The organism is Bradyrhizobium erythrophlei (assembly GCF_042430365.1).
Taxonomy (GTDB): domain Bacteria; phylum Pseudomonadota; class Alphaproteobacteria; order Rhizobiales; family Xanthobacteraceae; genus Bradyrhizobium; species Bradyrhizobium erythrophlei.
Genome location: NZ_JBHMET010000068.1, coordinates 14,440 through 25,803 on the forward strand (window position 1 = coordinate 14,440; position 11,364 = coordinate 25,803).

Consider the following 11,364-nt stretch of genomic DNA (forward strand, 5'->3'; position numbering starts at 1 on the left):
GCCCGGGTTTGTCCCGGGCATCCACGACTTTCGAACCGACAGCGAGTAAGACGTGGATGGCCGGGACAAGCCCGGCCATGACGAAGATTAAAGTCTTACGGCGTCAGCACCGCGCGGCCGACCAACTTGCCCTTCTGCAAATCGGACAGCGCGTCGTTCGCCTTGGCGAGCGGCATCGTGGTGACCGGGATCGCCGGGATCTTCTTCGCGCGGACGAGATCGAGCAGTTCCTGCGTTTCGCGCAAGTTTCCGACATAGCTGCCCTGGATGGTGACCGCCTTGATCGGGATCAGCGGCAGCGCCCAGGTCGCGCCGCCGCCGAACAGGCCAACGATCACGAGCTTGCCGCCCTTGGTCAGGCAGTCGAAGCCGAGCTGCGAGGTCTGGGCATTGCCGACCAGATCGATCGCGGCACGGATCGGTTGGCCGGCCTTCTTCATCAACTGCTCGAGCGCGTCGGGCGCCTTGCCGTCGACGGTGGCGAGCGCGCCGGCCGCTTCCGCCGCCTCGCGCTTCTTGGCATCGATATCGACCACGATCGCGCCCTTGCCGCCCATCGCCTTCAACAGCGACAGCGCCATCAGGCCGAGACCGCCGGCGCCGAAGATCACGATCGGCGTGTCCAGATCCTTCTCGACCTTCTTCAGCGCGCTGTAGGTGGTGACGCCCGAGCAGGCATAGGGCGCGGCCGTGACCGGATCGAGCCCCTTCAGGTTCAAAAGATATTTCGGATGCGGCACGGTCATGTGGTCGGCATAGCCGCCGTCGCAATAGACGCCGAGCGAATTCGGCTTCACCGCGCACATGTTCTCGTCGCCGGCAAGGCAAGTCGGACATTTGCCGCAGCCGAGCCAGGGATAGGCCAGCGCGACGTCGCCGGTCTTCAGCCCGCCCTTGTCGGCTTCCGTCACGTCGGGGCCGAACGCCACGACCTCGCCGACCGTCTCATGGCCCATCGTGCGCGGCAGCGACACGCCGCGATCTTTCAGCGACAGCGGCTTGCGGCCGTGGCCGAGGTCATAGCCGCCTTCCCAGATGTGCAGGTCGCTGTGGCAGACGCCGGCCGCCTTCACCTTGATCAGCACCTGCGTGCCCGACGGCTGCGGCGTCGGCTGATCGACCTCCTTCAGAGGGGCATTGAAATCGACGACCTGAAAGCTCTTCATCGCAGTTCTCCCGTGATCTTGTTCTTGCAGCGGACCTTGCCACGCCTGCCCGCTCCGGACAAACGCGCGTGTTGGTCTATTTAGATCAGCGGATGATGGCAAGCCGCGAACTGGCCGGGCGCGACGCGACGCAGTTCCGGTACCTCGCTGGCGCAACGCGCGTCCGCCCGCGGACAGCGGGTGCGGAAGCGGCAGCCGGAGGGCGGCGCGATCGGCGACGGCGGCTCGCCGACCGGCACGGTTTCGGTGGGTTTCATGTCCGGATCGGGTACCGGGATCGCCTCGATCAGGAGCGCGGTATAGGGATGCGCCGGCGTTGCAAAGAGCTGTTCAGGCGGGCCGACCTCGCAGAGCCGGCCGAGATACATCACCGCGACGCGGTCGCTGACCGCCTTCACCACCGCAAGGTCATGGGCGATGAACAGCAGGGTGAGGCCGTAGCGCGCCTTCATCTCCTCCAGCAGGTTGAGGATTTGCGCGCGGATCGACACATCGAGCGCCGACACCGGCTCGTCGCAGATGATGAAGTCCGGATTGAGCACGAGCGCGCGTGCGATGCAAATGCGCTGACACTGGCCGCCGGAGAATTCATGCGGCAGCCGCCCGCTGACCAGCGTCGGATCGAGGCCGACCGCCGACAGCACGTCGAAGACGCGCTGCTTGCGCTCTTCCGGGTCCTTGACGCCCGAGATCACCAGCGGCTCGGCGACGATATCGCCGATCCGCCGTCGCGGATTGAGCGAAGCGATCGGATCCTGGAAGATCAACTGCACGCGCTGGCGCATCTTGCGCAGCGTGTCGCCATGCATGGTGGTGAGGTCGTGGCCGTCGAACAGCACCTTGCCCGACACTGCCTGGCGCAATTGCAGCACGGCGCGGCCGAGGGTCGACTTGCCGCAGCCGGATTCGCCGACCAGGCCGAGCGTCTCGCCGCGCGCGATCGCGAGGCTGACGCCGGACACGGCGTGGATGGTCTTGCCGCCAACCGAATATTCGACGACGAGGTTTTCCACCTTCAGCAGCGGATCGGATAGGGCTTGCTGCATCATGCGCCGACACCCGCTGCGATCGGATGGAAGCAGGCATAGAGATGTCCGGCGGTGTCCGCGGCGCTGAGCGCGGGCTTCTCGGTATTGCAGCGGCCGTTCGCATAGCGGCAGCGCGGCGCAAACGAGCAACCCTTGAGCGGCCGGGTCGGATCCGGCGGCCGCCCCGAGATCGCCGGCAGCGGCGTATGCGGCGCAGCGTCGAGCTTGGGCAGCGCCGCAAGCAGCGCCTCGGTGTACGGCATCCGCATATCCTTGAACAGCGCAGGCGTCGGCGCGCGCTCGACCACGCGTCCCGCATACATCACCGCGACCTCGTCGGTGCGGCCGGCGACCACGCCGAGATCGTGGGTGATGATGATCATCGCCATGTGGCGGCGGCGCTGCTCGCGCGCCAGCAGGTCGAGGATCTGGGCCTGGATCGTGACATCGAGCGCCGTGGTCGGCTCATCCGCGATCAGGAGCTTCGGCTCGCAGGACAGCGCCACCGCGATCGCGACACGCTGGCGCATGCCGCCGGAGAGCTGGTGCGGATATTGCGAAAGCCGCTGCTCCGGCGCGGGAATGCCGACAGCCGCGAGCAGCTCGATGCTGCGTCGCCTGGCTTCCGCCAGATCGAGCTCGAGGTGCTCCTGAATGGTCTCGATCAGCTGCGTGCCGATGGTCAGCACCGGGTTGAGCGATGTCATCGGGTCCTGGAACACGACCGCGAGCGAGCGGCCGCGCAGCTTGCGCAGCTTTTCCGGCGACAGTTTCAGGAGATCCTGTCCGTCGAACATTACGCGGCCCGAAAGCTTCGCCTTCTTGGGCAAGAGCTGCAGGATCGCGCGCGACAACATTGTCTTGCCGCAGCCGGACTCGCCGACGATGCCGAGTGTCCGCCCGGCCTCGACGGTCAGATCGACATGGTCGACCGCGCGCAGATTGCCGCGCGGGGTCGGCAGGTCGACCACTGCATCTTCCACAGAAAGCAGGATGCCGCCGCTCACAGCGCGCCCTGCCTGGGATCAGTCAGCGCGCGCATGGTGTCGCCGACGAGATTGAAGGAGAGCACGGACAGGAACATTGCGATTGCCGGGAGGAAGGCGAGCCGAGGGGCAACATCGAGGCTCTCGCGTCCCTCGCCGATCATGCTGCCCCAGCTCGAGATCGGCGGCGGCACGCCAAGGCCGAGAAAGGACAGCGCGCCCTCGGCCACGATGGTGACGGCAACGCCGAGCAGGAAGAAGGCGAGCAGCGGCAGCAGCACGTTGGGCAGGAGCTCGCGCAACAGGATGCGGGCATGGGTGGCGCCGAGCGCCTGCGCCGCGATGACGAATTCGCGCCGCGCCAGCGACAGGGTGGCGGCGCGCGCCACCCGCATGAAGGCGGGAATACCGAGCACGCCGAGGATGCAGGTCAGGTAGAAGATCGACTGGCCGAGATAGGCGGTCACCGCAAGCGCCAGGATCAAGGGCGGGAACGCCAGCAGCACATCCATGCTGCCGACCACGAAGGTCTCGAAGCGGCCGCGGAAATAGCCCGCGAGCAGGCCGAGCGCGCCGCCGATGGTGAGCCCGATCACGGGCGCGCAGAGGCCGACGATGAGCGAGATCCGCGCGCCGTAGATGAGACGTGCCAGCTCGTCACGGCCGAGGCCGTCGGTGCCGAGCCAGTGCTCGAGCGAGAACGGGGCTCGCCGATCGAGCATGTCCATCTCTGTCGGGCTCGGCAGCGGCAGCAGGTCGGCAAAGATCGCGAGCGCAAAGACCAGCGTCATCCAACCGATCGCAAACCAGAACAACAGCCCCAGTCGGCGTCCGCGCCGCGCAGGCTGCGCACTGACCTCCTCGATGGTGAGTTCAAGCGTGGCCATGGCGAATCCTCGGGTCGAGAACGGCGTAGAGCATGTCGACGATGAAGTTCATCATCACGAAGCCCGCGGCGACCATGAGCACGACGCCCTGCAGGATGATGAGGTCGCGGGTATAGATCGCGCCGACCAGCAGACGGCCGATCCCCGGCAACGCGAAAACGGTCTCGACAATCACGGCGCCGCCGATCAGCCGGCCAATATTGATGCCGGTGATGGTGACGAGCGTCAGCGACGACGGCTTGAGCGCATGCACGAACAGGATGCGCGACGGCTTCAATCCCTTCGCCTTGGCGAGCGCGATGTAGTCCTCCTGAAGCGCCGCGATCATGTCGGAGCGCAGCACGCGCATGATGCCCGGCCATTCCGCGAGGGCCAGAGTCAGCGCCGGCAGCACGAAGAAGCGGAGATTGCCTACGGCATCCTCGGTGAACGGCACGTAACCGGTCGCCGGCAGCCAGCGCAGCTCGACCGCGAACAGATAGATCAGCAGGATCGCGGACAGGAAGGTCGGCACCGACAGCATGGCGAAAGCCGACCCGGTCATGAAGCGGTCGAACGCACTGCCGCTCTTGGCCGCGCAGGCGATCGCGAGCGGCACGCCGATCGCAAGCCCTATCAACTCGGCGAAGAGCATCAGCTCGAGCGACACCGGAATGCGCTCGCTCATCGCCTGCAGCACGGTCTGCCCGGTGCGGAAGGACCGCCCGAAATCGCCCTGCAGGATATTGCCGAGCCAGCTGAAATAGCGCCACCAGATCGGCTGATCGAGCCCCATGTCGTGACGCAGCGCCGCGACGTTTTCCGGCGTCGCCTGGTCGCCGAGGATCACGTAAGCGAGATCGCCCGGCAGCAGCGAGGCGATGCAGAACGTCAGCAGCGAGACGGCGATCAGCACCGGCACAAGGTACAAGAGCCTGCGCGCGACGAAGAACAGCATGCGCGGCTATTCCTTCCAGACGTCGGAAACGTCGATCACTCCATGATAGATCTTCGGTAGGTTTTTGAGCTTCGCGCTCGAGATCGCATAATAGGTGTTCTGGAAGGTCCAGAACCAGATCGCCTCCTTGTTGATGAGGCGGCTGATCGCGCAATAGTCCTCGGAGCGCTTCTCGGTGTCGGGCGTGACGCGCGCATGCTCCAGCAGGCGGTCAAGCTCCGGATCGGAGAAATTGGCCAGCGCCACCGGGCTTCCGGTGTGGAAGTTGGCGTACATCTGCGGATCGGGATCGGCGAGATCGACAATGCGCCACGGCGTCAGCTGGAACTGGCGCATGAAGGCGCGCGGCACGATGGTGGCCTGATCGACCTGCTCGATCTCCATATTGGCGCCGACCCGCTTCCAGACCTGCTGCAGCACCTGGCCGACGGTGCGCCCGCGCGGCGTCGCCGACACGATCATCTTGAAATCGACCGGCTTGCCGTAGTCCGCGATCAGCGCCTTGGCCTTGGCTGCGTCTTCCGGCAGGGCGCCGTCGTCCTTGCATTTGACCCAGGAGCCGTCGCCGTAAGGGTTGGTCGTGGACCGCGCCAGACCGTTGGTGATCGCCTGCGAGATCTTCTTGCGGTCGAGCGCCATCACCAGCGCCTGGCGCACGCGAACGTCATCGAACGGCGGCGCCTTGGTGTTGAAGGCGTAGACCTGCGCACCCGAGCCCGCATAGGTGTGCACGGTCAGGTTCGGGTCCTTCTGCGCCTTCATGATGTTGTCGGGGTCGTATTCGTCGTCCCAGACGATGTCGGCCTCGCCCGATTGCAGGCTGGCGAAGCGCGACTGCGCATCCGGCAGCGGCTTCAGGATGATCCGGTCGAGATAGGGATGCCCCTTGTTCCAATAGTCCGGGTTCTTCTCGAGTACCATGCGGTCGCCGGCGGTCCATGACTTCAGGATGTAGGGGCCGGTGCCGACCGGGTTGCGGTTGTAGTCGTCGCCCCTGGTCTTCCAGGCCGTCGGCGACTGGATCACGTTGTTGGAGCTCTGGATCGTGAACAGCGCCGGCAGGTTCACCGCAGGGTCGTTCAGATGATAGACGACCGTAAGTTCGTCGCGCGCATCCACGCTGGCGATGTTGGAGATGTAGAAGGCGCAACGGCACTTGTTGGCGGGATCCTTCTGCCGGTCAAAATTCTCCTTGACCGCCTGCGCGTTGAACGGCGTGCCGTCGTGGAACTTGACCCCGGGCCGCAGCTTGAACTCCCAGGTCTTCAAGTCCTCGGAACGCGTCCAGGACAACGCGAGCTTCGGGATCGGCTGGCCCTTGTCGTCGAACCCGACAAGCGTGTCGAAGATCGCTGCCGCCGCGGTTTCCGCCGAGGTGTCGAACACGCCGACCTTCAGCGGATCGAAGCCGGGGATATCAAGCTCAAGGCCGACCGTGATGCTGCCGCCCTGCTTCTGTGCGCTGGCGGGCGTCGCGAACATGGCAGCGCCAAATCCCGCCACAAGAAATAAACGCGCAAGCGCGTGCGCGCGGTTGACCGGCTTCATCCCTGCTCCCTCCCGAGTGCGCGACGTCCGGTGTTCCGGATCGTCGTGTCATGGCGAGGGAAGATTGTCCGGAATCACCGCGCACGGCAAGGCCATAACGCGGATGAAAAGCCGCAGGGCTTAACTACGCGCCGTTTTCACCCGTTCGGCCGCGAAGCCTGCGATCTCATCCTCCGAAAGTCCAATCTCCTTGAGATAGGACCGCGTGTGTTCGCCGAGCGTCGACATCCGTTTCGCCGCAGACACCGTGGCGCCGGACATCCGGAACGGCAGGTTGAGCACCTTGAACGTGCCGCCGCCGTCCGCGACCTCGGCGAGCGCACCGCGATGCGCAATCTGCGGGTCGGCGAGCGCCTCGCGTACCGTGCGATAGGCCGACGACGGCACGCCATACTCGTTCAGCGCGGCGAGGCAGGCCTGCGTGTCCACCGTGCGCGACCACGCCTCGACACCGTCCATCAGGCTCGCCCAATTTTCCCGTCGATCGGAATATATGGCAAAGCGCGGATCGGAGACCCATTCGGGATGCCCGATCACCTGCATCAGGCTCTGGAACGTCTTTTCGCTCGCGATCGCCACCATCACATAGCCGTCGGAGGTCTCGATCGGGCCGAACATCGGGCGCTGCGTCGGCTTCACCTCGAATTGCGACCACTGCACCTCGTTGAGCGTGAGACTCAGCATCGATTCCAGCATGGAGACGTCGATGTGCTGGCCCTTGCCGCCTGTGCTGCGCTGGTACAGCGCCGCCGTAACAGCGCCAAAGGCGTAGGCGCCGGTCAGCACGTCGGCGTGATAGATGCCGCAATAGTCCGGCCGCGAGCGGCCCGGCTGGTAGGCGAGATGCGCCATCTCATAGCCGGATGCGGCATGGATCACCGGCGCATAGGCCGGCAGTTCCGCCGACGGCCCGCTCTGTCCATAGCCCGAGATCGAGCAATAGATCAGCTTCGGATTGATGTGGCGGACCGCCGCATAGTCCAGCTTCAGCCGCCGCATCACGCCGGGGCGAAAATTCTCGACCAGCACGTCGGCGGTCGCGATCAGCCGGCGCACCGCCTCGACGCCTTCAGGCGACTTGAGATCGAGCACCATGCTCTTCTTGCCGACGTTGAGCTGGCCAAAGGCCGTCGAGCATTTATTCCTGACCGGCGGCCGGGTCCGCATCGTCTCGCCTTCGGCGGTCTCGATCTTGATCACCTCCGCGCCCAGGTCGGCGAGCATCCGCGTGCAGTGAGGTCCGGCGATCGTGGTCGAAAAATCGAGCACGCGAAGCCCGTCAAAGCTCCGTGTCAAATTCCCCTCATCGTTGCCGGCTATCGTCGTTCCCAAGGCTTCCTCCACCGCGTGGTTCGTCTTATGGTGCTGCGCGACCCTAAGGTGAGCCGCTCTGACAGGAAAGCGTCTCGTCGGGACGGGGCCCCGCGGGCTGTCTTGCATTTTCGTCACTTGCATTTTCGTCAAAGGCAAATTGGACCCGATCTTGCATGGCCTGTCCTATGGGCTGGAGCGAGGGCGCTTGTTGAAGGTCTTATTCGTCACCACGGAGATGGACGATTTCGTCCGGGTGGGCGGGCTCGCCGCTGTTTCCGCCGCCCTTCCCCGCGCATTGCGCCCCTTCGGTGACGTCAGAATCATGCTTCCCGGCTATCGGGACATCGTCGAACAGTTCACCCATATTGAAATCGTTGGACAATGTGCCCCGCTCGCCGAGATGCCGGCGTGCACGCTCGGGCGTGCGTCGACCAAAGACGGCATGCCGGTCTATGTGCTGCTGTGCCCAGAACTCTACGACCGGCCGGGCAATCCTTACGGCGATGAATCCGGCCATGACTGGCCGGACAATGACGTCCGCTTCGGCCGCTTCGCCTCCGCCGCTGCCGAACTTGCAGCCGGCACCTTGGACAAGAATTGGGCAGCCGACCTCGTCCACGCCAATGACTGGCAGGCGGCGCTCACCCCCGCCTACCTCGCCTGGCGCGGCGCGCGGATTCCGTCGATCCTGACCATCCACAATCTCGCCTATCAGGGGCTGTTTCCGCGCGCCTCGCTGCGGCGGATCGGCGCGCCGGAAAGCTCGTTCCATATCGACGGGCTGGAATTCTACGACCAGCTCTCCTTCCTCAAGGGCGGCCTCGTCTACGCCTCGCATTTGACCACCGTCAGCGCGACCTACGCGCGCGAGATCACCACGGAGGAGCTCGGCTGCGGGCTCGAAGGCTTGCTCCGCATCCGCTCCGACGCCGACCAGTTGACCGGTATCCTGAACGGCATCGACGAGAGCTGGGACCCGCGCCACTGCGCGCAGCTCGCCCAACCGTTCGGCGCCGGCGACTGGAAAGGCAAGCAGGCCAATGCGGACTATGTCCGCCGGCAGTTCGGGCTCGCGCTGTCGCGCGGACCGATCTTCGGGCTCGTTGCCCGGCTCGTGCACCAGAAGGGTGTCGACCTCGTGCTGTCGGCCGCCGACGAGATCATCGAGGCCGGCGGCCAGATCGTCGTCACGGGCAGCGGCGAGCCCGCGCTCGAGGACGCGCTGGTGGCCGCGCATCGGCGGCGGCCGGACGCGATCGGCGTCGTGATCGGCTTCAACGACGCGCAGGCGCGCAGGATCTTCGCCGGCAGCGACTTCACCCTGATGCCGTCGCGCTTCGAGCCCTGCGGGCTCAGCCAGATGTACGCACAGCGCTTCGGCTCGCTGCCGATCGGTCACCAGACCGGGGGGTTGGCGGAAACCATCACCGACGGCGAGACCGGGTTCCTGTTCCCGCGGCCCTCGGCGGAATCCTTCCTTGGCGGCGTCAGGCGCGCTTTCGACGCCTTCCGCGCCAAGGATCGGCTCAATGCCATGCGAAGCAGTGCGATGGCGAAATCCTACAGCTGGGATTTGTCGGCCGCCTGTTACAGCGCGCTCTACCAGCGGCTGATCACGCCGCCATCCGCCGCGTCTCCGGCATGATCAGGAGGATCACGACAAGCCCCAGCGCGGCGATGCCCGCCAATCCCAGGAACGCCGTACCGCTGCCGAGCTTGTCGCTGACATAGCCCGCGAGCACGGTGCTCAGCGAGGCACCGATGCCGGTCGCGGTGCCGACGATGCCCTGCGCCAGGTTGAAATGGCCGCTGCCGAAGGCGACGTCGGCCACGATCAGCGGCACCATGACGCTGAACACCGCAGCCGTAATGCCGTCGAACACCTGGACGACGACCAAGAGATAGGGATCCCTGACAACCGCAAACAACACGCCGCGGATCGCCAATGCACCGAACGCCAGCAGCAGCAGCGGACGCCGGCCGATCTGCTGCGCCTTGCGGCCGACCGAGGGCGAGGCCAGCGCCACGATCGCCTGCGGCACGATGATACAGGCCGCGATCAGCACCGGCGCCCATTGGCTCGAGCGCGTCGTCACCACGCCGGCCATCAGCGGCAGCATCGCCGCATTGGCGAGCTGGAACAGCATCACGCTGCCGGCAAAGATCAGGAGCGGCCGCTGTTTCACCAGCGTCCATACGCTGGTCGCTCTCCGGTCCGGCTGCTCGCGCTTCACCGCGCCATGCGCCTGCGCAATGTCGATCTCGCGCTCACGGATGCGCGAGAGCGACAGCAGTGTCGGAATCGCGAGAAGGAAGGTTACGAGAAACACCGAACGGCTGGACAACAAGTAGCCGCAGGCGCCCATCAGCGCCGCCGCCGATCCGTTGCCGAGCGAGGCGAACCGCGCGTTGCGGCCGAGCCGCTCGCCGATCGCAAGCGGTCCGACGAGCCCGAGGCTGATCGCCGCGATTGCCGGCCCCAGCACGCAGCTTGCGAGCGCATGCAGCGTCGCGGCCAGCGTCACCACGGGAAAGATCGGCCACAGCGCGTAGGCCAAGGCGCTCGCGCCGATGGTTGCGACCGCAAGGCCCGCAACGATCCGCTCCGAGCGCGCGGCATCGACAATCGCGCCGCCGGGCATCTGGCCGAGCAACCCGATGATGCCGCCAATCGAGAGCACAAAGCCGATCTCGACCTGGGTCCATTTCTGCGTCGTCAGGTAGACCGCGACGAACGGGCCGAAGCCGGTCTGCACGTCGGCAAGGAAGAAAATGAACCAGTCGAGCCCGCGCTGGCTTTCGCGCGATGGCGTCTTCGGCGGATCGGGCGATGGCGCGCCTGGCCGCGGCACAACTCTATCGTCCTCTGCCGACCGCCCCCGGCGACCGCCGTCTATCGTGTCCGCCTGATAGAAGGGACGTGCGGCCAGCGTTCTTCTCCGACATCAATGATCGAATTGCCAGGGGCGCAGACTGCCGGCCGCGCCCAGCACAATCAGCGGCGTATCTTCCTTGTATTCCGGCGCCGCCATCACCTGTTCCTTGGTCAGCTCCAGCGTGATGCTGTCGCTCTTGTTGGAAACGCCGGCGAAATGCAGCGCGTTCCAGTCGACGACGATCTTGCGGCTGCCGACGCCAAGGAAACCGCCGAAGTCGATCACGGCAGCGCGGACCGTGCCCTCGCGGTCGACGATCACGTCGACGATGCGGCCCATGTCCTCGTTCTTCGCACTGCGAACCTCGCGCCCCAGGATCCCGTGCGCGTCGCGCGCACCGATCACCGTGACCGAGGGCGGCGGTGCCGGCTCCTTGGCCGGTTCCTTTGCCGGCTCCTTTGTCGGTTCCTTAGCGGACTCGCTCGGCGCGGCCTTGTCCGGTGCTGGCGGCGTGTCGTCCGCCGCGCGGACGCCGGCAAATGTGGCAAGCACCACCGCGACGAAAGCGATCACGATTCTCGAACGCATAACCCCTCCCAAGATTAAGTTTTTCCGCGTCGCC

10 protein-coding genes are annotated in these 11,364 nt (G+C 65.7%); 1 reads left to right on the forward strand and 9 read right to left on the reverse strand.

Annotation, left to right across the window (positions count from 1 at the left end):
- Nucleotides 1-95 precede the first annotated feature (95 nt).
- From ACFFWD_RS12290 to ACFFWD_RS12320, 7 genes are all read right to left on the reverse strand, one after another.
- Nucleotides 96-1,166: an alcohol dehydrogenase gene (locus ACFFWD_RS12290; protein WP_376965317.1), complete on the reverse strand. Its 1,071-nt coding sequence runs from the start codon at nt 1,164-1,166 to the stop codon at nt 96-98.
- A gap of 80 nt (nt 1,167-1,246) precedes the next feature.
- On the reverse strand, nt 1,247-2,215 hold the full coding sequence (locus ACFFWD_RS12295; protein ID WP_376965319.1) for an ABC transporter ATP-binding protein: 969 nt from the start codon (nt 2,213-2,215) through the stop codon (nt 1,247-1,249).
- Nucleotides 2,212-3,165, reverse strand: coding sequence for an ABC transporter ATP-binding protein (locus ACFFWD_RS12300; RefSeq protein WP_376965321.1), 954 nt, complete (start codon nt 3,163-3,165; stop codon nt 2,212-2,214). The genes ACFFWD_RS12295 and ACFFWD_RS12300 overlap by 4 nt, the downstream gene beginning before the upstream one ends.
- Nucleotides 3,166-3,197: 32 nt before the next feature.
- Complete coding sequence (locus tag ACFFWD_RS12305; protein WP_376965323.1) at nt 3,198-4,067, reverse strand: ABC transporter permease; 870 nt, start codon at nt 4,065-4,067, stop codon at nt 3,198-3,200.
- Nucleotides 4,054-5,004, reverse strand: coding sequence for an ABC transporter permease (locus ACFFWD_RS12310; RefSeq protein ID WP_376965325.1), 951 nt, complete (start codon nt 5,002-5,004; stop codon nt 4,054-4,056). The genes ACFFWD_RS12305 and ACFFWD_RS12310 overlap by 14 nt, the downstream gene beginning before the upstream one ends.
- Before the next feature lie 6 nt (nt 5,005-5,010).
- Nucleotides 5,011-6,552, reverse strand: a complete 1,542-nt coding sequence (locus ACFFWD_RS12315) for an ABC transporter substrate-binding protein (protein ID WP_376965327.1) — start codon at nt 6,550-6,552, stop codon at nt 5,011-5,013.
- Between the two features lie 120 nt (nt 6,553-6,672).
- Entirely contained in the window at nt 6,673-7,884 is a 1,212-nt protein-coding gene (locus ACFFWD_RS12320; RefSeq protein WP_376965329.1) for a CaiB/BaiF CoA transferase family protein, read from the reverse strand.
- A gap of 190 nt (nt 7,885-8,074) precedes the next feature.
- On the opposite strand from ACFFWD_RS12320, the gene glgA reads away from it, so the two are divergent.
- Entirely contained in the window at nt 8,075-9,511 is a 1,437-nt protein-coding gene (gene glgA, locus ACFFWD_RS12325) for a glycogen synthase GlgA (RefSeq protein WP_376965431.1), read from the forward strand.
- Here the strand turns inward: glgA and ACFFWD_RS12330 are convergent.
- Together ACFFWD_RS12330 and ACFFWD_RS12335 are read right to left on the reverse strand one after the other, a co-directional pair.
- Entirely contained in the window at nt 9,480-10,718 is a 1,239-nt protein-coding gene (locus ACFFWD_RS12330; RefSeq protein WP_376965331.1) for an MFS transporter, read from the reverse strand. The two genes, glgA and ACFFWD_RS12330, sit on opposite strands and share 32 nt — an antisense overlap.
- Nucleotides 10,719-10,811: 93 nt before the next feature.
- Nucleotides 10,812-11,330, reverse strand: coding sequence for a PRC-barrel domain-containing protein (locus ACFFWD_RS12335; protein WP_376965333.1), 519 nt, complete (start codon nt 11,328-11,330; stop codon nt 10,812-10,814).
- Nucleotides 11,331-11,364 lie beyond the last annotated feature (34 nt).